Raw genomic sequence first — 26748 nt, forward strand, 5'->3', positions numbered from 1 at the left:
TAAGAATCTTTAATTATGACTAGTATCTTGACCAATGTTGATTCTGATTTTATGCTATTATTATAAGGAAAATATGGTAAGAATGGCAGATGGATGAAGAATATTAGATTCGACTCGAACCAAATTTAATGCCACAAAAATAATGAAGGGTAGTGGTTGAATGCTAAATGTTGCATTTTGTGATGATGATATTAAATTTTTGAATAGCATTGTATCTGAAGCAAAAAGAATATTCAAAAGGCTAAAAGTCAATACAACCATCTACACTTATACAAATGGTAAAAAACTAATTGATGATTTTGAGCAATATCATTCGTATTACGATATCATTTTTTTGGAGTTAGACTTGCCGGTAATGGATGGGAAAGAAGTGGCGAGAAAACTGCGCCTTTTCGATAAAAAATTCAAGCTGGTATTTGTTACTTCTTCCGAACAAGAGGTTTTAAATACCTTCCAGTATGATATAAGCGGTTTTTTACCTAAAAGACTCATGAACGAAAGATTATTTTTAATAATAGATCGTGTGGTAACTGCTATAAAAGATGATAACCCGCAACTTCAAGTTTTTAAAGTTACCATCACAGGCGATAAAAGAGCGTTAATCAAAGTTCCCTTGAATGATATAATGTTTTTTGGAAGTGTAAACAGGAAAAGCTATTTACATACCAAAAGGAGAACTTACTTATTGCACGGATTTAAATTTATAGATTTAATAGCGCAATATAGCGAGCAGGGTTTTGTTGATATACATAGAACTTGTATAGTAAATATTCAATATATTTTTTCGGTTGATGATATTGAAATTCGTCTTGTTGATGGAACCTTGCTTCCCTTAAGCAGGCGGAAAAGGTCTCTGGTGCTGGACAAGTTCCTTCAGAAGGTTAGTGAGGGTATAAATATTAGGAAGTGAAATCCTGCAAGAGCCTTTTGTTAAAATCTTGTGTCTCATAGGTACAGCCTATCAGCGCTATAGAAATCATATCTTGGAATTATAAACGTGGTGATGTTATATTTAGAACATTCAAGAGAGACTCCACGCTCTCGTCAATAGGAACGATTCTACTATTATGAGGTGAAATTCATGGGCAACAAGACAATGTTTGAGAAGATTTGGGATAATCACGTTATTCATCAGGAAGAAGGCAAGCCGAGCATTATTTATATCGATTTGCATCTCGTTCATGAGGTTACTTCTCCGCAGGCGTTTGAAGGGCTGCGTCTGAGCGGCCGTAAAGTCCGCCGTCCGGGACTTACCTTTGCGACAATGGATCATAACGTGCCTACCAAGGACCGTTACAATATTACCGATCCGATCTCCAAGCAGCAGATTGATACGCTCTCGCAGAACTGCCGTGATTTCGGCGTAAGATTGTTTGACCTGAATGATATTGACCAAGGTGTCGTTCACGTCATGGGACCTGAGATTGGCCTGACCCATCCCGGCAAGACGATTGTCTGCGGGGACAGCCATACCTCCACACACGGAGCCTTCGGTGCACTGGCCTTCGGGATCGGCACCAGCGAAGTGGAGCATGTGCTTGCCACCCAGTGTCTGCAGCAATCCAAGGCCAAGACCATGGAAGTGCGCTTCACCGGCAAACGTAATCCGGGTGTGACTGCCAAAGACATGATTCTCGGCGTAATTGCCAAATACGGAACGGACTTTGCAACTGGCTATGTTATCGAATATACCGGCGAAGCTATCCGTGAGCTGTCGATGGAAGAGCGCATGACCGTCTGCAACATGTCGATTGAAGGCGGAGCAAGAGCGGGCCTGATCGCACCGGACGAGACAACCTTCAACTATCTGCGCGGACGTCAATATGTGCCGCAGGGTGAAGCGTACGATGCCGCCGTTGAGACCTGGAAGGGCCTTGTTAGTGACGAAGGCGCCCAGTATGATACTGTGGTCGAATTCGATGTAGAAACACTTATCCCGCAGGTTACCTGGGGAACTAGCCCTGGTATGGGAACGGATATCAACTCCACCGTACCGAACCCTGCTGATTTCACTACCGAGAATGAACGCAAAGCAGCCGAGAAGGCGCTTGAATATATGGATCTGGCTCCCGGTACACCGATCTCCGAGATCGGAATTGATTATGTCTTCATCGGCTCCTGCACCAACGGCCGGATTGAGGATCTGCGGGCTGCGGCTGAAGTAGCCAAAGGCTATAAGGTATCTGACAAAGTTACAGCTATTGTTGTGCCAGGCTCCGGGCGCGTGAAGATGCAGGCCGAGAAGGAGGGGCTGGACAAAGTATTCACCGAAGCTGGATTTGAATGGCGCGAAGCCGGCTGCAGTATGTGCCTGGCGATGAATCCGGATGTTCTGCAGCCGGGCCAGCGCTGCGCTTCTACTTCTAACCGTAACTTCGAAGGACGTCAGGGACGCGGAGGACGCACGCATCTGGTCTCTCCTGCCATGGCGGCTGCGGCAGCCATCAAAGGACGCTTCACGGATGTGCGTGACTGGAACTACAAGACGGAAGCCGTCAACTCATAGAATAATTGAGAGAGCAGGAGGATTCAGCAATGGAAGAATTCAAGAAGTTAACAGGAATTGTAGCCCCGGTAGACCGGGTTAATGTAGATACGGACGCGATTATCCCCAAGCAGTTCCTGAAACGGATCGAGCGCACAGGCTTTGGACAATTTTTATTTTACGAATGGCGTTTTGATGAAGCAGGGAATGACAATCCGGCATTTGAGATGAACAAACCGCGTTATGAAGGAGCCTCTGTGCTGATTTCCCGCGCGAATTTCGGCTGCGGCTCCTCCCGGGAGCATGCGCCTTGGGCCATCATGGATTACGGGTTCAGAGTGGTCATAGCGCCATCCTATGCCGACATTTTCTATAACAACTGCTTCAAGAACGGCATTCTGCCGATCAAGCTCTCGGAGGCCCAGGTAGACGATCTCTTCAGCCGCACGGCAGAGCATGAGGGCTACACGCTTACAGTGGATCTGGAGAACAACAAGCTGAGTGATGAGTATGGTCTGGCCATCACCTTTGAGCTGGATGAGCACCGCCGCCAGTTCCTGCTGCAGGGGCTGGATGATATCGGCCTGACACTTCAGCATGCCGATGAGATTGCTGCTTATGAAGAGCGTCATGCAGCCAAGCTTTTTGCCTAAGAGCTAAGTTAAGTTAGCGGCTGAAGCATATTTATTCTTAGTATTTACACAAAACTTCTATTTCCGGGTGTCGGAAATAGAAGTTTTTTTGCTATAATCGAGATATTATTGCCTGCGAAGGCAACTTTTGGGGATTATTGTCGTCTTAATCTTATCTGCAAATCTATCAATGGACCAAAGGAGAGGAAAGGATGAAGAAAGCCGGACAACGGGTGTTGCTTCTACTACTGCTGCCACTGCTCCTCCTGTCATTCGCCGGCCACAAAGCTGCGGCAGCCGGAACAACCCCCGGTAAGATCGTGATGGACAGCAAGGAGCTTGCACTGCCCAAGGGGGTAATCCTCGAGAACGTGAATGGAAGCGTTATGATTCCGATCCGTGTAGTGGTGGAGAATCTGGGCTTCGAAGTGCTGTGGGAACAGAGCAGCCGCAAGGTAACTGTCCAGCAGGACGGCAAATCCGTACAGCTTGCAGTCGGCAGTACCACCGCACAAGCCGATGGAGTGAACCTGACGCTCAATGCTGCACCTAAGCAGAACGGCGGGACGGTACTGGTGCCTATCCGCTTTGTCAGTGAGCAATTTGGTCTTAGCGTCGGGTGGGACAATACGGATAAGACGGTGTACTTGAGCGGAGGGATAACGGAGACAGCGCCAGTCGCTTCAGATCCGGTGCCGTCAGCCACCCCAGCTCCATCAGAATCAGCCGAAGCGGCTCCAGGGGCAGTTCAGTCCCCGTCACCAACCACTCCGCCTCAGAGCGGCACAGAGACTCTGGAGGAATTGGACGGAAGTGTTATAGTTGCTCCGACTCCGCCAGCTACATCCCCTGTAGTGAAAGGGGCGGTATTCAGCGAGAACCGGCTGATTGTAGCCGCTGCCGGAGGAGCCAAGGCTACGGTTACGAGAGTTACCGGACCCGATCGGATCGTAGTGGATTTTGCCGGAGCGGCATTTGCCCCTGATTTCAGCGGGAGCTTCCCGGGCGTATCTACTGGAGGAAGTCCGCAGGGCAAGCTGGATGTGAGTGGCTACCCGCTTGTAACTGAAATACGTTATGCATTGTTCAGTACGAATCCCCCGACGGTCAGGTTCGTAATCCAGACTACGGGCTACCAGAATTATCAGGTAAGTACAGATGAGAGTACAGGACTAGTCACAATCGATCTCAATGTAACAGGCAGTGAAACGGGAGCACCGGTGAATCCGGGATTCACCGGAAGACCGATTATTGCGCTTGATGCCGGACACGGGGGGAAGCAATCGGGCGCGGTTAGTCTTACAGGCAAGCTGGAAAAGACCTTCAATCTCGCGGTCATCCTGAAAGCCGGAGCTATTCTGACGCAGGAAGGCTGGGCTGATGTCGTCTACACCCGTACATCGGATATTACATTGGGTCTTCAGGATCGTGTGAAGATTGCCCAAGCGGCGAATGCTACGCTGTTCGTATCCCTTCATGCGAATTCACTGGATGTATCCTATCCGAACCGCAGCAAAGTTAACGGAAGTGAGACGTACTATAGCCGCAGTGAGAGCCTGCCGCTTGCCGAAATTATGCAAAAGCATCTGGTAGCGGGAACCGGCTTCAAAGACAATGGCGTCCGCTCGAAGAGTCTGCATGTTACCCGGGAGACCCGGATGCCTGCGATTCTGCTGGAGGCCGGGTATCTGACCAATGCGGGGGATGAAGCAGGCCTGTATAGTGAACAGCTCCAGAATAATCTGGCCCGCGAAATCGCAGCTGGAATTAAGGAATATCTTGGTTTGTAACACTGCATAAGCGGAGTTGTCTGTAACCGCACTACATACCTTTTAGCTATAGGGAATACACAGACATTTCCACTTTGGTTGGGATTTATTCGCAACTTTTAAGATCTAAAGGCGTCTACACTATGTCGAAGGTTGTCAGTTGGCATGCCATCAAGAACGCTCGATTGGGGGCGGAATACTAGAGTCTTAGAGGTGAAGAATGAAGAAATTTGCTTTTATGCTGTTGCTGCTGCTCTTTGTTGTGGTGCTGCCAGGGCATGGACAAGCCGCTGCTGGCCAGAACAAGATCTTCCTGGATGGCCAGGAACTGAATGCAGGACAAGACGTTCCGGTGGAAAATGTAAATAACTCCATCATGGTGCCGCTAAGAATGATCGCTGAGAACCTTGGATACAAGGTGGATTGGAATCAGACAAGCAAGACCATCAAGATTGAACAGCAGGGAAAGACCATTCAGCTGATCGTAGATCAGACTGCGGCATCCGTCGATGGCAAGACGGTAATTATGTCAACGGCCCCTCTCCTGCGGAACGGCACGACACTCGTACCGATCCGGTTCATTGGTGAGCAGTTCGGACTTACGGTCAAATGGGATAACACGAAGAAGGTTGTAGATCTTATTACCCCGCCCGTTTCCGAGCCTAACATTGACCCGGGACAAAGTAATGGGGACGGAGGGACGGTTGTAGTGCCGCCGGGAGAACCCTCAAGCAGCGTGAGCATGATCAACGGCATCAGCTTCAATGAGAACCGGTTCACGATTGCCATAGACGGCAATGCCGAGCCTAAGGTCTCTAAGATCAGCGGACCGGACCGAATCATCGTTGATCTGCCGAATGCCACGTTCTCGGATATATTCGGAACAGGACAAATACTTGATCCTGACCTGAACGGGAACCTGACAGTTACGGATTATCCGGATGTCTCCGGTATCCGCTATTCGCTGTATAGCACTAATCCTTATACTGTCCGATTTGTAATTGATCTTAATACCCCGAAAAATTATAGCGTAGAGGTATCGGGAGATTCCTCCAAGCTCATTGTCATTGATTTGAACGCACAGGATCCAGGCGACACTTCAACGCAGCCCGGCAACAGCGGGCGTAAGCTGGTTGTGCTCGATGCCGGACATGGAGCGAAGGATTCAGGGGCTGTAGGCGTTACCGGCAAATATGAGAAGAATTTCAACCTGGCTGTGATTCTGAAGGCGGCTGCGCTGCTGCGGCAGGAGAATAAGATTGACGTGGTGCTGACGCGCAGCGATGATACCTTCCTGGAACTGAAGGAAAGGGCGGCAATCGCCAATAACCTCGGTGCAGATTTGTTCATATCCGTTCATGCCAACAGCAGCGGATCAGCGGCTGCGAGCGGAACGGAGACCTACTATCAGCGGGACGCGAGCAAGGCTCTGGCCAATGTGATGCACAAGTATCTTGTGCAGGCGACCGGGCTTAGCAACAGGGGAGTGCGTTACGGCAACTTCCATGTGATACGCGAGACGAAGATGCCTGCGGTACTGCTTGAGGTGGGCTATCTCAGCAATAAGAAAGACGAGGCTCTGCTGTTCACTGAAGCACTGCAGAACAATGTAGCCGCATCGATGGTCAGCGGAATTAAAGAGTATCTCGGGATTCAATAACAACGGGCGGCAGCAGGGGCCGCAGAGTCGGATAAAGACCCTATATTGCGGTCAAAAGGACTTTGCGGTCCCTCCTGCCCATATTCATCTGAGGGGGTTAATCAAATGAACAAGAAATTGACATATGCAGGGATCGCTGCGCTGCTGCTTCTCGTAATTTCGGGCTGCGGCGATAAACCTACTGCTGCACCGGGCGATGCGTCCGGTCAGGATTCAACCTCGGTATCCAGCGGCGCTGAAGGAAACAATGCCGGGAATGACAGTCCCGCTAGTCCCGCTGCCACACCGGCAGCTACAAGCACGCCTGAGCCTGCAGCAACGGTCACTCCGGCGGCTACGGAGGCACCAGCAGTGCCTGAGAAGCAGAGCCTTAAGATCAAGACGTATTATACAGACCTGCAACAGAACGACTTGGTTCCTGCTGATGTCTCCATCACCTTCAAGGATGCGGAGGAGAAATATAAGGAAGCCTTCAAAACACTCCAGAAGAGCGATAATGCTGACCAGATTCCGCTGTGGAACAAGATTGAACTGAAATCACTTGAATTCTCCAATGGACAGATTGTGATGGATATTCATAAGCCGGATGAGGCACAGCTTGGTGCAGGCGGCGAGGCTCTGGCGATCGGCGCATTGTCCCAGATGTTCTTCCAGTTCGATGAAGTGAAGAATATCGATGTGCTGGTAGACGGAGAACAGGTGGAGAGTCTGATGGGGCATGTGGATCTTGTGCATCCCATCACACGCGAGAACAACGGATTGTAGGCTATTTGGCAGGAATAAGCCGGATGGCTAACGAAATTAACAACATAGAAATCCAGATAAGCCATAGAGAGGGGAATATCGAATTGTCCGGTCCAAAACGATTAAAGCGTACGGTTCAATCTTATTCTGTAAAAGCGGTATCTGCCGTTCTGGCCGGTGCGATGGTGCTTGGCGGGGCAGGCGCTGCCTTTGCCGACAACGCTTCAACCGGAGCAACCGTTGCTGCAGCGACTTCGCAGACGGCTGCAACTGGTTCAGGGATCTTCAGTGATGTCAAGACGGGTTTCTGGGCCGAAAAGCATATCTATAAGCTGGCAACTCAGGGAATTGTGGTCGGCAATAACGGCCTGTTCCGTCCTGGCGATTCTGTGACCCAGCAGGAAGCGGTGCTGATGGCGCTGCGCTTCATGAAGCTGCAGGGAAATGTGAACACCAGTACCGAAGTTGCGCTGCCTAATGATTTCCTTGTTACGAACTATTATAAGCCATATGTAATCCTGGCCTTCCAGCAAGGACTGCTGGATAAGACCACGGAGATGGCTGCAGATAATCTAAAAAGCTCGTGGGGCGAGCGAAAGGCCAGCCGTGAATGGGTCGCTGAGCTGTTGATCCGTGCGCTTGGCCAGAGTGCATCCGCTTCTGCGGCTGCGGGCCGGCCGACAGGCTTTGCAGATGATGCCAAAGTGTCCGCGAACAAACGCGGCTATATTAACACAGCGGTGGAGCTGGGACTGGCTAACGGGCTAACCGGCAACCGCTTCGATCCGCAAGGCGCTGTGACCCGTGCACAGCTGGCTACCTTCTTCAGCCGTGCTGAAGCGCATAATAGCCTGGAATACGACAATACGTTCAAAGGAACAATAAGTGCTCTCAAGGACGGCAAGCTGGGATTGTACACTAACGGCAATACGCTGGAATTCACTTTGAATGCCAATACCGCCTACTACACCAGTACTTCCGAGAATCGCATTACATTGAACGAGATTCAGCCCTATACGAAAGTAACTGTAATTGGAGCCACCTATAGCGCAGCATATGTAGAGCTGACAGACCCGGCAGTTCAGGTTGAGCAGGCGGAAGGTGTGTTCACCAAGCATACGCCGGGTATCATCTGGGTCGATTCCGCGAACGGATATGATCAGTATCCCTACGATTCAGGCACGGCCTTCCTGGATGTGAATGGAGCCGTTATTCAGCCTGCTTCGATTACCGCCGGCAGCAAGCTTACGCTGCTGCGTGAAACCTTCACCGGTTCCCGCAAGGTTGTGAAGGTGCAGGTCACTTCCGGTATTGTGAACAAGACGGCTAAAGGCACGGTTCAAAGCGTTGACACTGCTGCCAAGAGCATTACATTCAAGAATGCCGACGGCACAGTAGAAACCTTCAAATGGGAAGAAGGGACTACGCTGTTCAGCTCCCAGAGCTCTATTATTCAGCCCGCAGAGCTGAAAGCCGGTGCTGCTGTCTCTTATACTATCAAGGATAATGCGATCCGTTCCGTGGAAGTAACCTCGGGAGTGGAACGCATAGTGAAGGGCTTCATCTATGAGCTGACAGATTCAACAATTGTCTATCAGAAGAGCGATGGCACCCGTGAGGTCAATCTGCTTGCTACTAATCCGGCCATTGTGATTCCGAATGCTGTAAGTCCGGTGATGGCTGACCTGATTGCTGACAAAACAGGCGGAGACAATGTGCAGCTTACGCTGAACAGCAATGATCAGGTGACCAAGATTGAGGTGCTGAGCCGTCAGATTGAACAGTACGCGGCTGCTACCGTTGTGGATTATAACACCAAGACCCAGTACCTGACCTTCACGGACAATAACGGCAAGGCTCATGTAGTCAAAATGGATGAGAAAACAAAGATGTCGTACGGCGGACTGCTTACCACTTCGCTGACCACGATGGGGTCCAGACTGGTTGAGAACCGCAAGATTGATGTGACCTCCATTAATGAGCGTGCAATGTCTGTTGATTTGACGACCAAATATTCCGGCACGCTGACGGCTATCAATACTTCGGCCAGAACGATTGTGTTCAAGCTGGGCAACGGACAATTGCTGACGATGTCTTATCCGCAGGCCATTGAAATGTTTGGCAAAAGCGGGGCAGTCATCACCGATGTTCCGCTCAATGTGCCGGTAACGGCAGTGCTTGCCAGCAATCAGGAGATCATCTCTGTGCTGCGTGTGAACGGGTCGTCCCAGTTCGAGATTGCTACCATCAATGCGGGCACTAACAAAATGACCGTGAAGCTTGAGGGTGGCAGCAACAGCAGCGAGCTGAACCTGGTGAATGTGCCGCTTACCAACGAAGCAGGCCAGAAGATCGCGCTGACTGAGCTGAAGGCCGGAGATTTCGTGAATCTCAGCTTCGACGGTTCCACACCGCTGTCCCTGCAGTCGGTGAAACAGGTTGCCGGACAGGTAACGGCAGTGGATGCCGCAGCAGGTACGTTCACCGTGAAGGATTATACGGGAGCCTCCCAGCCTTTCACTGCGGGCAGCGGAGTGAGGATCCTCCGGGACGGGGTTGCAACGAACGCTCTGAGCGGACTTACCACAGCAGACCGGGTATTGGTGCGTAAGGATGCCAGCGGTGTAGTGATCATCTCCGTGTTCAGTCAGTTGAACCGGACGTTCGCCCGTTATGAGAGCGCAACGAATGAAATATTGACCAAACGCGCCACGCTGACTGATAATTATACGTTTGGGCTTGCCCCAAATGTATATATTCATCAAGGTGACACGACTTTATCCGTGCAATCTCTCAAAGAAAATGATAATATTATAATGTATTTCAACAACGGCAAGGTTGTAGAAATTGTGAAACAATAATCGTTTTGGTGATTTTCCGTGTGAAACACCGTCTTGATCCTTGGTTTTGCCTTGGATCAAGGCGTTTTTTTTGAAATATAAGGGCAGCAGGGTGTTCGCTTGAACGCTATGAAAGTATACGATATAATGTATCTTTGCTTATATTTCTTCAGATTTGAGAAGATATGCTGTAAGAGAACTTGCAGTCATACCTGCTCCGTGGAGGGGACGCTATGAAAGCTGCAGAGGTCCGCCACATCCTGGACACTATCGGAGGCATGTTCCCTGATGCACATTGTGAGCTGAATCACAGCAACGCTTTTGAGCTTACAATAGCCGTGCTGCTCTCAGCCCAATGTACGGATGCAACAGTGAACAAGGTGACCGAGGACCTGTTTCAGAAGTACAAGGCGCCGATCGACTATATCTCAGTGCCGCTGGAAGAGCTGGAGTTGGATATCCGGCGGATTGGTCTATTCCGCAACAAGGCCAAGCATATTCAGAACCTCTGCGCAATCCTGATTGAGCAGTACGGGGGTGAAGTGCCGCAGGCCCATGATTTGCTGGTAACCCTGCCTGGTGTCGGACGCAAGACTGCCAATGTGGTCGTCTCCAATGCGTTTGGCGTTCCGGCGATTGCCGTGGATACTCATGTGGAACGGGTAGCCAAACGGCTCGCACTTGCGGGCTGGAAAGATTCGGTGCTGGAAGTGGAGAAGAAGCTGATGAAGGCGGTGCCGCGTGACGAATGGACGCTGACGCACCACCGGCTGATCTTTTTCGGGCGATATCACTGTAAGGCTCAGAATCCCGGGTGCCAGATCTGCCCGCTGCTGGATGTATGCCGGGAGGGCAAAAAACGTATGAAAACTGCTGTAATCAGGAAAGCTAAGGATCATACGAAAGCTAATCAAGAATTAGAGAAGAAGAGGATGGGATAGAGATGAAGTGCATTTCTGTATATACTGATAATTTTGAAGCGTTCTCTGATATTTTTGACCGCGTTGTGGACAGCCCGATGGAAGAGAACGAAGAGCAGGAAGTGGAAGGCATCACAATCAGCCATTCCGGCGATGTGCCTGAGTTCTACCTGGAGCGTATGTCCGCGAAGCCAGAGGTTGTCGTAATGAAAGACAAATCCCGTGGCCTGACCATTCTACAGCACGGCAAAGTCTTTGAAATCCTGCTTCCCGTGCTGGAAACAGCTTAATTCGGTTGGAGTTGATTAGAGAGGTTGTCCCATAGCCATGAAGTGGCTGACGGGGCAGCCTCTTTTTTTGACAGATAAGAATGTATATGTTTGTTTTGGGGTCCCCGCAAAGTACCTGAGTTATCACCTACGCTAAAGCCCCACTTTGTGGGGTTATTTTGCGAACCCATATAAGCAGGATTTACGGGCGAGATTGGAATGCCATCTGCGAAATCTTGTTTTTCGTGAAGGTTTATAGCTGATTTTGTAAATGTGGACATTTGATTTGTGACGATCTGATGATAAAATATAATTGTTCTATTCTTGCAGTGAGATAAATCATACAAATGTAATAATAATGAAAGAAGCTATAGATTGCAGCGGAGGCGGGGATGTTGTGGGAGCAGAACGGGAAAGAGTGAAGCAGGTTACAGCGGGGTCATCAGCGCTTAGACTGCTTGAGGAGCGGCTGAGGCAATGGGGAGAACAGAAGAGTGCGCAGATCGTAGCAGATCTAAAGGTCAAGGAGCAGGCGGATGAGCTGACACTCGCATTCTGCGGACATTTCTCGGCGGGGAAGTCGAGCATGATTAACAAGCTCTGCGGTAAGGCCGTGCTGCCTTCGGGTCCGGTTCCAACCAGCGCCAATATTGTATCGATCCGCAGCGGAGCACCGCAGGTGCTGCTCCATCCGGTGGACGGAAGCACCGGAGGGAATCCCGGGGTGATCCAGACTACGCCTGACCGGCTTCAGGATTACTGCCGCCAGGGGACTGAATATTCAGCGATAGAGGTGTGGGAGGATGTCCCGGTGCTGGGTAATCACGGGGTACTGATGGATACTCCCGGCGTAGATTCGACAGACGAGGGCCATCAGGCGGCGACCCGCTCGGCGCTGCATCTGGCGGATGCGGTGTTCTATGTGATGGATTACAATCATGTACAGTCGGAGAATAATCTGGCGTTTGCCAAAAGCCTTAGCGACTGGGGTAAGCCGCTGTACCTGATCATTAATCAGATCGATAAGCACAGGGAGCAGGAAATTCCGCTGGAGGAATACCGGCAGCAAGTGGAAAGCGCTTTCCGGGAATGGGGGATTCATTCTACGGGACTGTTGTTCACTTCGCTTAAGGTGGAAGAGCATCCGCTGAATCAGTGGAAGGATCTGCTGGCGGTGATCTCCGGTCTGCTGGAGAAGCGGCAGGAGCTGCTGGAGTACAGCTTGTCCCGCTCCATGCATCATACGGCGGATGCTGTCCTGGCGGATTATCGTGAGCAGCAGGAGGAGGAGCGGGCGGCGCTGCTGGAAGAGACAGGCGGTTCAGCGGCGGAAGCTGTGGAAGCAGAGATCCGGGCAACGATGCAGGAGGAAGCATCGCTGGAGGAGCTGCCTGAAGAGGCGCGGCTTGAGCTGCGCAGCAGGCTGGACGCCTTGCTCGGCAACACGAATCTGATGCCGGCTGATCTGCGGGACGCGGCGGGCGCATACATCGCGAGCCTCCAGCCGGGCTTCCGGCGCGGCCTGTTCTTCACTGCTGCGAAGCGGGAGAAGGAGCAGGGAGCGCGGCTGCTGCACTGGCACAGTCTTCAGCAGAGAGAGATCACTGCCCAGCTGGAGTGGCACACTCTTCAGCTGGTGCGCGAGTGGGCGGAAGGCCTGGAGCTGTGGCAGGAGGAGGCGGAGCCGCTGCTGAAGCAGGCCTTCCCGGCGGTGAGCCAGCAGTGGCTGGCGGATCAGGTGAAGCCGGGGACCGGGGCTTCGGGCGAGGCGCTGCTTAATTTCTGCCGCACGCTTGCGGCAGAGCTTAAGGCGCAGTTCCGCCGCGCGGTCCTGGCCTTCGGCGAGCCGCTGCTGGATGCGCTGCCGCCGCTGGTGGAGGAGCGGCGCGCGGAGCTTGCGCACCGCGAAGCTGCCCTGCGGCGGCAGGCTGCGGCCCACGCCGCGCTGGCCGCCCTGGACCGCGCGGCTGCCGCCCGCGCGGACGCCCTTGCGGCGCTGCTGCCGCCGCGCCGCACCCTCACCCCCGGCGCGCTGCCGGGGGTGCCGCCCCTGGCGGCTGGCGCGCTTAGCGCCGCCAGCCTGGAACCGCCGCCGCGCGTAGCAGCGGCGGCAAGCCCTAACGCCGCCCCGGCCTGGGCGGCGGGTACGGCAACGCCGGCGGGCGGGCGCCGCCGGCTGACGCAGGCCGCTGCGGCGCTGCACGCGGCGGCTGGGGTGCTGCGGAGCGAGCCGGCTATGGCCTCGGCTGCGCGCAGCCTGGCGGCGCGGGCGGAGGACCTCGCCGGCGGCCGCTTCACGATGGCGCTGTTCGGAGCGTTCAGCGCCGGCAAATCCTCCTTCGCCAACGCCCTGCTGGGCGAAGAGGTGCTGCCCGTGTCGCCACATCCGGCAACGGCTGCCGTCGGGCGGATTCTGGCGCCGGAGGGCGGCTTCGCCCACGGGACGGCGGCCATCACCATGAAGCGGGCGGAGGAGGTCTGGGAGGACATCCTCCATTCCTTCAGCGTGCTGCAACTGCCGACGCCGCAGCACGACTCGTGGACCGCAGCCGTGGCCCGGCTGCAGACCGGCGGGCTCCATCCGTCCGCGCTGCCGCATGCCGGCTTCCTGAGGGCAGCTGCCGCCGGATGGGAGGAGTCCCGTCCGCTGCTCGGAACAGAGCGGACGGTCAGTCTGGCGGAATACCGCAGCCTGGTCGCAGACGAGAAGCGCGCCTGCTTCGTGCAGAGCACGGATCTGTATTATGACAGTCCGCTGACACGGAGCGGCATTGTATTAGTGGACACGCCAGGTGCGGATTCCTTGCATGCCCGGCACACCGGTGTAACCTTCGGTTACATGAAGAATGCTGATGCTATCTGCTTCGTGACCTACTATAACCATGCCTTTTCCAAGGCTGACCGCAGCCTGCTTGCCCAGCTGGGCAGAATCAAAGACAGCTTCGCGCTCGACAAGATGTTCTTCATCATCAACGCCGCAGACCTCGCCGCAGACGAAGCTGAGCTTGAAGAGGTGAAGCAGCATGTGGCGCAAAATCTGCGGGCCGGAGGCTTGACCTCGCCGCGGATCTACAGCGTGTCCAGTCTGCTTGCGCTGGAGGGTAAGTCAAGCGGAGCGGCGGAAGCCTACGAGGCCTCGGGATTCGGCAGCTTTGAAGCCGCACTCTCCGCGTTCGCCGGTGATGAACTGCCGGGACTGTCTCTGGCGGCAGCCAGGGACAGCCTAAGCTCGGTGCGTGGGCGCGCGGAAGAATGGCAACGCCTTGCGCTGATGGAGGCAGACCAGCAGGAGGAAGGAATGAAGCAGTTCCGCCAGCGCCGGGAAGCGGCGAATCTGCGGCTGGCCTCACTTGCTAAGGAAGACCGCCCGCTCCGGGACCTGCGCCGAGAAGGTGCGGAGCTGCTCTATCATGTCCGGCAGCGGATTGCCTTTTCCTTCGGGCGTTCCTTCCAGGAGTCCTTCCATCCCTCCATTCTCCGGGAAGACGGAGGGAACCTGAAGGACATCTTCATCGCCTGCGGGCGGGAGCTGGAGCGCAGTATTCTGCGTGAACTGGAGCAGGAGCTGTGGGCAACGACCCTGCGGCTGGAGTCGGCAGGGCGCAGATTCGTGACCCAGGCGGCTACAGCGGCTGCAGCCGAGCTGTCCATCCCGGATCAGGAGCTTCAGCTGCTGGAGAATCCGGATGAGCGCTGGCCGGCACCGGCGAAGCTGGACTGCGTACTGGCTCCGCTGGACTGGGCCGGACTGTGGAGCCGCTTCAAATCTCCGCGCCACTTCTTCGAGGGGCCGGGCCGGGCAGAGATCCGCGCGGCTGCCGAGCCGTGGTTCAAAGAAGCGGTGGCTGCGGCGGCGCAAGGACAGGAGGACTCTCTGTTGACATTCTATACCGATGCAGCCGCCGCCGCCTTATCCCAGGCCGCAGACCAGCTGCGTGAAGGCCTGTCCGAACAGGAGGCAGCCATGTCGGCGCTGCTGAAAGGGGGTGATGGTGCGCAGCATTGGGGCCGGATCGCCGAAGAATTACGGCTTCAGGAGCAGGCTTTCGTCGTTGTATAAGAACTATAGTTTCCTCCTGTTGTGGCCAAGGTGTGCGTAAATTTGTGGTTGGGAGTTTTTGAATGATGCATAGAGTGACTTTGTGGCTGAATGTGGCTGAAGACTCGCCGTGAGGAGCAGGAGCGTATCTGATCTCACCTAAAGGCGGAATGTATGTGAAAAACAGCATACATTGTGCTCTCAAGCAGGCGCGTGGCCCGAATGTATGTGAAAAACAGCATACATTGGCCGGAGCGCAGGTAATCCTATTCATCCGTTAGGATGAATTTGTTCAATGCACTTGATAACATATCCTTGTATTTCTCAATGAAATGGTGCCGCCCCTAAAAGGGACAGTAAAACCGTTTTCACAAGTCTGTTGAACAGCCATCTGTGAAGTTTGTAGGAAAATGTCGAAGAACGCTTGCAATCTGGTGGATGATGGATGAAAATAAAGAAGACTGAAAATTTACAATCAAACTGCGACATTTTACAGAAACAGAGAAGTCAGCAGACAAATTTGCGAAAAGAGGTTGGAGTCGACAATGTGGGGAGCTCCTTTATCAGCCCGGAGTAAAAAGCTGCTGCTGCTCGGCAGCGGTGAACTGGGTAAGGAAGTCATTATCGAAGCTCAGCGCCTTGGCGTAGAGACCGTAGCTGTGGATCGTTATGAAGCGGCACCCGCGATGGGCGTGGCCCACCGCTCTTATGTACTGGACATGCTGGATGCAGAGGCACTGAAGCAGCTTATCCGTACAGAGAAGCCCGATTTGATTGTACCGGAGATTGAAGCCATTGCTACCGGGGCGCTGGTGGAGCTGGAGGAAGAAGGATTCCTGGTTGTTCCTACTGCCCGTGCGGCACGGCTGACCATGGACCGCGAAGGCATCCGCCGTCTGGCGGCAGAAGAGCTGGGCCTGCCTACAGCAGCCTACCGGTTCGCTGACAGTCTGGATGAACTGCGCCAGGCCGTGTCGGAACTGGGAACGCCTTGTGTCATTAAGCCGATCATGAGCTCTTCCGGCAAAGGCCAGAGCGTGTGCAGAACACCTGAGGATGCGGAAGGCTGCTGGAATAAGGCGCTCGAAGGCGCTCGTGCGAAGGGAACACGCGTCATCGTGGAGGCTTTTGTTACGTTTGAGAGCGAGATCACACTGCTTACCGTCCGTTCGGTTAGCGGAACTGTATTCTGTCCGCCGATCGGCCACATTCAGCAGGATGGCGATTATGTAGAGTCCTGGCAACCGCATCAGATGAGCGGGGCGCAGCTGGAAGAGGCTGAGGCCATCGCCCGGAAGGTTACCGATCAGCTTGGCGGTTATGGAATTTTTGGTGTGGAGCTGTTTCTCACCGCGGATGGGGTTCTGTTCAGTGAAGTGTCCCCCCGGCCGCATGACACAGGTATGGTTACAATGATTACGCAGGATTTGTCGGAATTTGCTCTGCATGTCAGAGCCATTCTTGGATTTCCGCTGGAAGCGGTACGTTTGTTGACACCGGGAGCTTCGGCCACCCTGAAGACTGATGGAGCCGGACAAGCTTTTGCGGTGACCGGGATTGAAGAGGCGCTGGCCCTTCCCCGCACGCAGGTCCGGATATTCGGCAAGCCGGAGATCCGCCCAGGACGGCGGATGGCAGTAACACTCAGTTCAGCGGAAGATATTGAAATCGCGCGGATGACGGCCAAGCAGGCTGCGTCTAAGCTACAAGTGGAGGTATACAAGGATGAACAGTAGTACTCAGGAGCAGGTACTGCAAATTCGCAAATGCGGCATGAATGATCTGGAGAGAGTGACAGCCCTTTTGCGTGAATTCGGCTATCCGACAACGCTTAGCGTGATGAAAGAGAGAATGGAAGGCATGGAGCATGATCCGTTCCACTGCACACTCGTCGCAGAGCTCAATAACGAAGTTGTGGGAATGATCGGTTTACGGCAGGTGAAGTCCTACTACAAGCATGCCGATTGTATTACGGAGATTACCGCGCTGATCGTAGCAGAGGAGCTTAGAGGACAAGGCCTTGGCAAAAGACTCGTAGCTGCAGCGGAAGAATGGGCACGCCATCAGGGCTGCTGCCAGCTGTTCCTGCGGAGCGGCAATCGCGTTGAACGTGCACCTGCACATGCGTTTTACCGCCATATCGGCTTTGAAAAGACAACAGGCTACCGCTTCAACAAAGCCCTGCTATAATCCTATACGTGTACCGAACATCCCCATCCCGGCGTAATCGGGATGGTTTTTTTTGGAGATAGCGCGGCAACCCCGCCGCCGGTTGTCGGGAATGCTCCCCGTTCCGCCTTCTCCCCGAGGCTACCCCCGGAATTTAGTGGAAAAAGAGCATCTATTTCGCCCGAAATTCCCGTGTCCAAACTAGCAGTTGGAAAAAGTACATCTATTCGTCCATAATCCCCGTATTATGAGTAAATCCGCAGAAATAAATGTAATTTATCCACTTAAAATAGCCTAATTGGTTAAAATAATCAAATTAAGTATACAAAATCCACTTGTTAATTATATGAGTAGCACTTGCCCTAAAATATGTACATAATTTCCCCTTGCGTTATATCAGGGCACGCTATATAGTGAATTGCTCCTATTGATTATAGTTGTCACTACAGTTGTCCCTAAATCAGTCACTATAGTGTTTCCCAAGATCCGCAGCCTTCTCTATATAACCATAGATCGGGCCATTTGAATCAGCTATTATAGTTCTGTGAACCTCCATATTCTATGCCGAAGAGGGATGAAGCATGTACAAATTAATACTCGCCGAAGACGAGGAAGATGTAAGAGAGGGCATTATCGCCCAGATTGACTGGGAGCAGTACGGCTTCGAGGTCGTGGAGCAGGCCGAGAACGGGCGGGAGGCGGCGGATGCGATCGACCGGCTGCTGCCGGATGTGGTCGTTACCGATATCCAGATGCCCTTCATGAATGGCCTGCAGCTGGCGGAATGGATACGCAGCCGCCATCCGAATACGAAGATTATCATTTTGACCGGCTATGATGAATTCGAATACGCCCAGAAGGCGATTAAGCTGCAGATTGATGAATATATCCTGAAGCCTTTCTCGTCCCAGGAGCTGATTGATGTTCTGCTTAAGGTTCGCGCCACGATCGAGACCGAGATCGCCGAGAAGGAGAATGTGTTCGTGCTGAGCGAGCATTACCGCAAGAGCCTGCCCGTTCTGCGCGAGCAGTTCCTCTCTACCCTGGTGTCCCGCCGTCTGCGTTCCGCAGAGATTGCTGAGAAAAGCACAGAGTACGGCATCCCCCTCACCGGTGAATGCTTCCAGTCCTCTGTGATCAGCATCGATTATATCCGCCCGGACCATTCTTCCGCCGTTCAAGCTCAGCGGCCCGTGTCCCTGCGGGATACCGGCGACCGTAATCTCCAGCTCTATGCTGTGCTGAACATCGCGGAGGAGATCTGCCAGAAGCATGGCTTCGGCAAGGTATTCATCCACCGGGATGATGTTGTGCTGCTCTCGGTCAGCCAGAGCCCGGAGGAGAGCGACATTACCGCCAGAACCTTCGCCATTCTCGAAGAGATCTGCCAGAATGTGCAGCGCTTCCTGAAGTTTACCGTAACCGCCGGGGCCGGAACCGTCTGCAAGGCACCGTCCATGCTGTTCCATTCCTTCGGGGATGCGCTGCAAGCGCTTGATTACCGGCTGATCCTCGGCAACAACCGGGTCATCTGGATTGAGGATGTGGAATCGCGGTCCAGCCGGATGCTGGACTATGATGAGCTGACCCAGCAGTCGCTGATCCGCACGATCAAGCTGGGCACCATTCAGGAGCTACGGGAAGTAGTGGACGAGCTGTTCCGGGGACTGGATACGGAGCAGGTCTCGGCGCAGGATTATCAGATTTTCCTGTTGGAGATCATCACCTCCATTCTGCGGGTGGCGAAGGAATCCGGGAGCGGAACGAATGATTTTATCGGACCCGGCCTGACCTCGCTTAGCGATATGAACAAATTCAACAACCTGGAAGAAGCCCGGCAGTGGATTATTACCGTATGCAGCCGGCTGATGGATTCCATTGCTTCGGAGCGCCAGTCGAGCTACAAGCAGCTCATAGACCAGGCTAAGGAATATATCCGCAGCCACTATGAAGAATCCGATATGTCCATCGGCAGGGTATGCCATCATCTGCATATCAGCACAGGCTATTTCAGCAGCATTTTCAAAAAAGAAATGAAGATAACCTTCGTCAGCTATCTGCTGCAGATCCGGCTGGAGGCCGCCAAGGAGCTGCTGCGTTCCACCGAGTTGAAGGCGTTCGAGATCGCCGAGCGGATCGGTTTTGCCGACCCGAACTATTTCAGCTTCTGCTTCCGCAAGAAATACGGACAATCCCCCAAAGAGTATAAGAACAGCGCGCGGGGAGAATAGCCATGAACAAGCCGAGGGGTTATTTTTTCCCGCTGCGGCCGGGGTCCCGCAAGAGCGGCAGGCTGCGCCTGTCCTCGAAGCTGCGGAGTATCCAGCTGATCATCATGCTGACGTTCATGGCGGTGACTGCGGCGGTGGCCGTGATTGTCAGTGTGATGCTGTACGGCAAGTTCGCCAACACGGCGGAGGAGAATGCCAATCTCAACATGCAGCAGATCATCGAGCAGGTGAACTATAACCTGGAGCTGTATGTGAAGGGGATGGGCAGTATTTTTGCGACCGCCGAGAAGCAGATTACCTCTACGCCCTCCATCGATTCCCCGCTGCTCTATGAACGGATGGATACACTGATGAGCAGCCGCGAGGATCTGGTGTCCGTGGCTGTTTTTACACCCCAGGGGAAGTATGTGGTTGGGACGCCGGGGCAGACGATGCGCATGAACACAGGGCTTGAGAGCCAGAGCTGGTTCACCACAGCCAAGCGTACCTCCGAGATCTCCTATTCCGCCCCGCATATCCAGAATCTGTTCAAGGGCAGGTATACCTGGGTAGTCTCCATCTCCAAGCTGATTCAATACAGGGAGAACGGGGAGCTGAGAACCGGTGTGCTGCTGCTGGACTTCAACTTCAGAACGATTGACGAACTCAGCAAGCAGGTCAAGCTGGGCAAAAGAGGTTACGCCTACATCCTTGACCCGCTCGGCAATATCGTCTATCATCCGCAGCAGCAGCTCATCTACGCCGGGCTGAAGTATGAGAATGTGGAGCCGGTGCTTGAATACGCCTACCGCAGCTATCTGGACGAATCGACTGGGGAGAAGCGGTTTATCACCGTACGCACGCTGGCGCAGACCGGCTGGAAGATTGTCGGGGTCGCCTATTACGATGAGATTGTCACCACCAAGCGGGACCTCAATCAGTTCCTGGCGTGGTTTCTTGCGGTTGTTCTCGTCTGTGTTATTGCGGTGTCTGTCTTCCTGTCCTGGCTGATTGCCAGCCCGATCCGCAAGCTGGAGCGTACCGTGAAGCAGGTGGCGGAGGGCGATCTGAATACGCCGATTAACGTCAGCGGAGCCTATGAGGTAGAGCAGCTGTCGAGGCGCTTCAACATGATGCTCCAGCGTATCCGCCAGCTGATGGAGCAGATCATTTATGAGCAGGAGACGAAGCGGAAGGGCGAGCTTGAGGTGCTGCAATCGCAGATCAACCCGCATTTTCTGTACAATACGCTGAATTCGGTCATCCGGCTGGCAGAACGCGGCAAAACGGATGAAGTCGTCACCATGATCCAGTCGCTCTCCAGATTCTTCCGCATCAGCCTCAGCAAAGGCAAGAACATTATCACCATCCAGGAAGAACTGGACCACATCCGCCATTACCTGGTGATTCAGAGCTTCCGCTTCAAGAATAAATTCCGTTATGAGATCACGGCGCAGGAAGAGGTCCTAGAGTGTCAGACGATCAAGCTGATTCTGCAGCCTATCGTGGAGAACGCGCTCTATCACGGGATCGAAATGCTGCCGGACGAGGGGCTGATCTCGATCACCGCCGGGCTTCAGGACGGGCTTGTTACCCTCCGGGTCAGCGACAACGGCCTCGGAATGACCAAGGATACGATGAACGGAATTCTAAGCGGAAGCGTCAAAAGCACCAGCGGATCAGGAGTCGGTGTCAGGAATGTGCACGAACGGATCGGCCTGTATTACGGGCGGGAGTACGGGCTTGCTTTTCAGAGTGAGCTGGAGGAGGGGACGGTTGTTACGATTGTATTCCCGGCCCTCCCGGCGGGAGAGGTTATGGATGAGCAGAAGGAGGAGACGAACCTGTGAAAAGCCTGCGTGTATGGCTCACCGTGCTGCTGTGCGGAGTGTTATGGATCTCTGTGTCCTCTTGCTTCAATGCCTCGCCAGCTTATATCAGCACCAGCAAGACGCGGAATATCCACCTGATTGTCAAGATGAACAAAGGGGATTACTGGAACACCCTGAAGCTCGGAGCAGAGGCTGCGGCGAAGGAATTCAATGTCAATCTGACCTTCAAGGCGCCCGATTCGGAGAGTGATATTGAGGAGCAGGTCGTCATGGTGGAGGAGTCCATTAAGGAGAAGGCGGATGTGATTATTCTCGCGGCCAGCAGCTATATGGGACTGGCGCAGGTCGTGGATCAGGCGGCGTATTCCCGAATTCCGGTGATTTCAGTCGATGCGGAGGTCGGCTCTGCCAAGGTTCGGACTTACGTGGGGGCGAACGGGTACGAGGCCGGACAGAAGTCCGCCGAACGGCTGATTCAGCTGCTGGGGGGCTATGGCGAGATCGGGATCATTAACTTCACCAATTCGTCGCTTACCCCGGACTCCGGCAAGACGGGCAGCATCGACTATGGTGCGCGGGATGCAGATGAGCGGGAAAAGGGTTTTCTGAACTATGCCGCCCGCTTCCCTAACGTTAAGGTCGTACCGATCGCCTACACCTCCTCCAGCACCTCCGACGCCGAAAATCTGACCCGCGAGATGCTGAACAAGTACCCCGGGCTGCGCGGTATTGCCACTTTGAATGAAATTGCTTCACAGGGCGCGGCCAGGGTGATTCAGGGTCTGGAGAGGGATAGTGTGAAAATGATTGCTTTTGACAGCTCGCCCTCCATGATGGAATCGCTCCAGGATGGCACTGTGCAGGCGACCGTCATCCAGAATCCGTTCAGCAACGGGTATCTGGCGGTGAAATATGCCGTGGAGGCGCTCGAAGGCATGGATATTCCCGAACGCGTGGACACCGGCACCAAGCTCATCGATCTGGAGAATATGCTGTGGCCGGAGAATCAGAAGCTGCTGTTCCCGTTTGTTCGGTAGCAGAAATTTAAGAATTAAACATTAGAATTTTCATGGAAATGAGTAGGATTTTATATTCGCAACCGTTTTCACGTAGGGCATAATAAGGATGTACCCGGGACACACCGGGATCATCCCAAATAAAGAAATATCCTCAGGAGGTCAATTAGACATGAAAAAAATCACTTCCGTTCTACTTGCAAGTGCATTGCTGGGTGCTGCTCTCGCAGGCTGCGGCGGCAACAATAACAAGGCGGCTGACGCTGCTAACACAGGAACTTCGGCTAACACAGCGAATTCCGGTTCTGCTGAGACTCCGAAGGTCGGCGTAGCGATCTACAAATTCGACGACACGTTCATGACTGGTGTCCGCAACGCCATCGATGCTGCTGCCAAGGGCATTGCCACTGTTGATATCGTAGACAGCCAGAATTCCCAGCCTACACAGAACGATAAGGTGGATCTGTTCATCACCAAGAAATATAACGGCATGCTGATCAACCCGGTAGACCGCACCGCTGCGGGCGTCATCATTGACAAAGCCAAGACAGCGAACATTCCGGTGGTCTTCCTGAACCGCGAGCCGCTGCCGGAAGATATGAAGAAATGGGATAAAGTCTACTATGTAGGTGCGAAAGCTGAAGAGTCCGGCACCATGTCCGGCCAGCTGATCGTGGACTACTGGAAGGCACACCCTGAAGCGGACAAGAACGGCGACGGCGTGCTGCAGTATGTCATGCTGAAGGGCGAACCGGGACATCAGGATGCAGAACTTCGCACCACATATTCCATCCAGGCAATTGAAGATGCAGGCATCAAGGTGGAGAAGCTGGCTGAAGATACCGCTATGTGGGATCGTGTAAAAGGCCAGGAGAAAATGGCCGCCTTCCTCGGCTCACACGGCGACAAGATTGAAGCCGTACTGGCCAACAACGATGATATGGCACTCGGCGCGATCGAAGCTCTGAAGGCTCAAGGCTACTTCAGCGGCGACAAATACATGCCGGTTGTAGGCGTGGATGCAACAGCTCCTGCGGTTCAAGCTTTGCAGGATGGAACGATGCTCGGTACCGTACTGAACGATGCCAACAACCAAGGTAAAGCAGCGATCACCCTGGCCGCTCTGCTGGCCAAAGGCGAAACGCCAACCAAAGAGAACGTAGGCTTCGACATCACAGACAACCAGTTTGTATGGATCTCCTACAAAAAGATTACCAAAGACAACGTAGCAGACGCCAAGTAATCCGTTAACAGGTGCAAGGCTACAGATACAGATACGTATCATAGATACCAGTCCCGGAGGGTGCTGCAATGCGCTCTCCGGAATTCCTTACGGGTAGGGAGCAGGATGGAACCGCTGTGCCTCTCATGGAAAAAGACAAAAAGCGTAGGGGGCGTAACAACATGGCAAATACGGAATTTTTGCTGGAAATGAACGGCATTACCAAAGAATTTCCCGGCGTGAAGGCGCTGGATGGAGTCAGCATTAAGGTTCGTCCGGGCTCGGTTCATGCACTTATGGGCGAGAACGGGGCAGGCAAGTCCACACTGATGAAATGTCTCTTTGGAATCTATTCACCGGATGCCGGTGAGATCTTCCTGGATGGCCAGAAGGCCTCCATCTCCAATTCGAGCGAAGCACTGAAGCACGGCATCTCGATGATCCATCAGGAGCTGCACCCTGTACCTTTCCGCAGCGTGATGGAAAACATCTGGCTGGGACGTTTTCCAACCAAGGGCATCGGGCCGCTTCAGTTCATTGACCACAAAAAAATGTTCACAGACACCGAAAACTTATTCAAAGATCTGGATATCGACCTGAATCCCGAAACACTGGTGGGCAAGCTGTCTGTATCCAAGATCCAATCCATCGAAATTGCGAAGGCGGTCTCTTTTCACTCCCGCGTGATTGTCATGGATGAGCCAACCTCGTCCTTAACCAGCGTGGAAGTAGAGCATCTGTTCCGGATCATCCGGGACCTGCAAAAAAGAGGCGTAGCTATTATCTATATATCTCACAAAATGGAAGAAATCCTAGAGATTTCCGATGAAGTGACGATAATGCGTGATGGTAAAAAGATCGGCACCTGGCCCTCGGCCGAACTGACCACGGACCTGATTATCTCCAAGATGGTCGGGCGTGATCTGACGAACCGTTTCCCGGAGCGCACCAATGTTCCAGGCAAGGTGTTCATGAAGGTGGAAGGTCTGACCTCACCCGAGCCCAGATCCTTCAAGGATGTGTCCTTCGAATTAAGACGCGGGGAGATTCTGGGTGTCGGCGGTCTGGTCGGCGCACAGCGAACCGAGGTTATTGAAGCGTTGTTCGGACTGCGCGCGGTGAAATCCGGCTCCATCTCGATTGACGGCAAGAAGGTGAAGATTAACTCTCCGCAGGATGCGAAGAAGCACGGGCTGGCCCTGTTGACCGAGGAGCGACGCGTGACGGGGATTTTTCCGGTGCTGTCTGTGCATGAGAACGGCGCCATCGCCAACCTGGACCGCTACAAGACGCCATACCTGCTGCTGAACGGCCGCAAGAAGAAGGTAGAAGTCGATAAAATGATTGAAAAGCTGCGCACCAAAACGCCAACGACCAAGACACAGATTATGAATCTCTCCGGCGGGAACCAGCAGAAGGTGCTGCTGGCCAGATGGCTGCTCACTGAGCCTGAGGTGCTGCTGCTCGATGAGCCGACACGCGGAATTGACGTCGGTGCGAAGTTCGAAATCTATACGATTATTGCCGACCTGGCGAAGCAGGGGAAGAGCATTATTATGATCTCCTCGGAAATGCCCGAGCTGCTGGGGATGTCTGACCGTGTTATGGTGATGTCGGAAGGACGGCTTACAGGAATATTAGAAGGTGCGCAGGCTACGGAAACCGAAGTGATGCGTCTCGCTGCACAGCATTAATCAGGAGCTATACTCACAGGACGGCGAAGACCATAGGGCTGCTGCAAGGCTGAAGAAGCTTAGCAATGAATGCTTAAACTTCGCGTAACAATTAAGGAGGAACACAATTATGACTATTAAAAGAGCGCAGTCCTTCGTGACTCAAAACGCAATCTACATCGTGCTGGTACTGCTGATCATGGGGATTATCATATACGAGCCAAGCTTCATGTCCATCAATACCTTGCGGGATGTCCTGATCCAGTCCTCCACACGCGTGATTATTGCGCTCGGGGTGGCCTTTATCCTGATCACCGCCGGGACCGACTTGTCGGCAGGCCGGGTGGTCGGCTTCACTGCTGTTATCTCAGCGTCCATGCTGCAGATACCCGATTACTCCCGCCGCTTCTTCCCCGATCTGCCGCAGGTGCAGGTCTGGCTGCCGATTCTGATTGCCATTGTGGCCGGCCTGCTCTGCGGTCTCGTCAATGGGATTATCGTCTCTAAGCTCAACGTTCCGCCGTTTATCGCCACCCTGGGCACTATGCTCATCGTGTACGGCTTGAACTCGCTCTACTTCGATATGGACCCGAACCAATCCCAGCCGATCGGCGGATTGCGTTCCGACTTCACCGACATCGGCTCCGGCTTCATCGGCAGCGGCCAGTATTCCATTCCGTACATTGTACTTATAGCCCTCGGAGTTGCGGCCATAGTCTGGGTGCTGTTCAACAAAACCAAGCTGGGTAAAAACATGTACGCCATCGGCGGCAACATGCAGGCAGCCAAGGTATCCGGGATCAATGTCTCCAAGAACCTGATTTACATCTACGCCATCGCTGGTGCCCTGTACGGTCTTGCTGGTGTGCTTGAAGCAGCCCGAACCGGCGGCGCGACCAACAACTACGGGAACATGTATGAGCTTGACGCCATCGCAGCCTGCGTAGTCGGCGGCGTATCCACCACCGGCGGAATTGGTACCGTGCCGGGCGTCCTGGTCGGCGTCATCATCTTCACCCTGATCAACTACGGCCTGACCTTCATCGGCATTAGCCCTTACTACCAGCTGATCATCAAAGGCTTGATCATTATCGCGGCTGTATCGTTTGATATGCGGAAATATTCGTCGAAAAAATAGCTTGGGGTTCGGTGATGATCCGTACCTGCGGGGATTTTGGACTTCCGGCCGCTGTTAGGTTTGGATTTCCTGATCTGGACCGCTGCTCGCGGTAGAAATCCAAACCTAAAGGCGGACGCTACCGCTCCTC

At 53.5% G+C, this 26748-nt stretch carries 18 protein-coding genes; all 18 read left to right on the forward strand.

Annotation, left to right across the window (positions count from 1 at the left end):
• The first annotated feature begins 160 nt into the window (after nucleotides 1–160).
• The 18 genes from MHH78_RS14480 (at nucleotide 161) to mglC (ending at nucleotide 26618) form a co-directional block, all read left to right on the forward strand.
• Nucleotides 161–910 (forward strand): LytR/AlgR family response regulator transcription factor, encoded by a 750-nt coding sequence (locus MHH78_RS14480; protein ID WP_341167791.1) that lies wholly within the window; start codon nucleotides 161–163, stop codon nucleotides 908–910.
• A gap of 171 nt (nucleotides 911–1081) precedes the next feature.
• Nucleotides 1082–2506 carry a 3-isopropylmalate dehydratase large subunit gene (gene leuC / locus MHH78_RS14485; protein ID WP_036727197.1) on the forward strand — a complete coding sequence of 475 codons (1425 nt, stop codon included), beginning with the start codon at nucleotides 1082–1084 and terminating at the stop codon, nucleotides 2504–2506.
• A gap of 29 nt (nucleotides 2507–2535) precedes the next feature.
• On the forward strand, nucleotides 2536–3138 hold the full coding sequence (gene leuD / locus MHH78_RS14490; protein WP_076079215.1) for a 3-isopropylmalate dehydratase small subunit: 603 nt from the start codon (nucleotides 2536–2538) through the stop codon (nucleotides 3136–3138).
• Between the two features lie 191 nt (nucleotides 3139–3329).
• Nucleotides 3330–4907 (forward strand): N-acetylmuramoyl-L-alanine amidase, encoded by a 1578-nt coding sequence (locus tag MHH78_RS14495; RefSeq protein WP_341167792.1) that lies wholly within the window; start codon nucleotides 3330–3332, stop codon nucleotides 4905–4907.
• A gap of 199 nt (nucleotides 4908–5106) precedes the next feature.
• On the forward strand, nucleotides 5107–6546 hold the full coding sequence (locus tag MHH78_RS14500; RefSeq protein WP_076079217.1) for an N-acetylmuramoyl-L-alanine amidase family protein: 1440 nt from the start codon (nucleotides 5107–5109) through the stop codon (nucleotides 6544–6546).
• Nucleotides 6547–6651: 105 nt separating this feature from the next.
• Complete coding sequence (locus MHH78_RS14505) at nucleotides 6652–7311, forward strand: GerMN domain-containing protein (RefSeq protein WP_076079218.1); 660 nt, start codon at nucleotides 6652–6654, stop codon at nucleotides 7309–7311.
• Nucleotides 7312–7334: 23 nt separating this feature from the next.
• Nucleotides 7335–10151, forward strand: coding sequence for an S-layer homology domain-containing protein (locus MHH78_RS14510; RefSeq protein WP_341167793.1), 2817 nt, complete (start codon nucleotides 7335–7337; stop codon nucleotides 10149–10151).
• 212 nt (nucleotides 10152–10363) lie between these two features.
• The gene (nth, locus tag MHH78_RS14515) at nucleotides 10364–11071 is read left to right on the forward strand and encodes an endonuclease III (RefSeq protein WP_036697993.1); all 708 of its coding nucleotides are present in this window, start codon (nucleotides 10364–10366) and stop codon (nucleotides 11069–11071) included.
• 2 nt (nucleotides 11072–11073) lie between these two features.
• Complete coding sequence (locus tag MHH78_RS14520; RefSeq protein WP_036697991.1) at nucleotides 11074–11340, forward strand: hypothetical protein; 267 nt, start codon at nucleotides 11074–11076, stop codon at nucleotides 11338–11340.
• Between the two features lie 376 nt (nucleotides 11341–11716).
• Entirely contained in the window at nucleotides 11717–15379 is a 3663-nt protein-coding gene (locus MHH78_RS14525) for a dynamin family protein (protein WP_341167794.1), read from the forward strand.
• 524 nt (nucleotides 15380–15903) lie between these two features.
• Complete coding sequence (gene purT, locus MHH78_RS14530) at nucleotides 15904–17094, forward strand: formate-dependent phosphoribosylglycinamide formyltransferase (RefSeq protein ID WP_341167795.1); 1191 nt, start codon at nucleotides 15904–15906, stop codon at nucleotides 17092–17094.
• The gene (locus MHH78_RS14535) at nucleotides 17084–17548 is read left to right on the forward strand and encodes a GNAT family N-acetyltransferase (protein ID WP_076079220.1); all 465 of its coding nucleotides are present in this window, start codon (nucleotides 17084–17086) and stop codon (nucleotides 17546–17548) included. Before purT ends, MHH78_RS14535 begins: the two co-directional genes overlap by 11 nt.
• Nucleotides 17549–18108: 560 nt before the next feature.
• Entirely contained in the window at nucleotides 18109–19758 is a 1650-nt protein-coding gene (locus tag MHH78_RS14540; protein ID WP_341167796.1) for a response regulator, read from the forward strand.
• Between the two features lie 2 nt (nucleotides 19759–19760).
• On the forward strand, nucleotides 19761–21587 hold the full coding sequence (locus MHH78_RS14545) for a sensor histidine kinase (protein ID WP_341167797.1): 1827 nt from the start codon (nucleotides 19761–19763) through the stop codon (nucleotides 21585–21587).
• The gene (locus tag MHH78_RS14550) at nucleotides 21584–22606 is read left to right on the forward strand and encodes a substrate-binding domain-containing protein (protein ID WP_341167798.1); all 1023 of its coding nucleotides are present in this window, start codon (nucleotides 21584–21586) and stop codon (nucleotides 22604–22606) included. Before MHH78_RS14545 ends, MHH78_RS14550 begins: the two co-directional genes overlap by 4 nt.
• Nucleotides 22607–22757: 151 nt before the next feature.
• Nucleotides 22758–23828: a galactose ABC transporter substrate-binding protein gene (locus MHH78_RS14555; RefSeq protein WP_076079223.1), complete on the forward strand. Its 1071-nt coding sequence runs from the start codon at nucleotides 22758–22760 to the stop codon at nucleotides 23826–23828.
• Nucleotides 23829–23989: 161 nt separating this feature from the next.
• Complete coding sequence (locus MHH78_RS14560; protein WP_076079224.1) at nucleotides 23990–25501, forward strand: sugar ABC transporter ATP-binding protein; 1512 nt, start codon at nucleotides 23990–23992, stop codon at nucleotides 25499–25501.
• Between the two features lie 109 nt (nucleotides 25502–25610).
• The gene (gene mglC, locus MHH78_RS14565; RefSeq protein WP_076079225.1) at nucleotides 25611–26618 is read left to right on the forward strand and encodes a galactose/methyl galactoside ABC transporter permease MglC; all 1008 of its coding nucleotides are present in this window, start codon (nucleotides 25611–25613) and stop codon (nucleotides 26616–26618) included.
• Nucleotides 26619–26748: the final 130 nt, after the last annotated feature.

The organism is Paenibacillus sp. FSL H3-0333 (assembly GCF_038002805.1).
GTDB lineage: Bacteria > Bacillota > Bacilli > Paenibacillales > Paenibacillaceae > Paenibacillus_AQ > Paenibacillus_AQ silagei.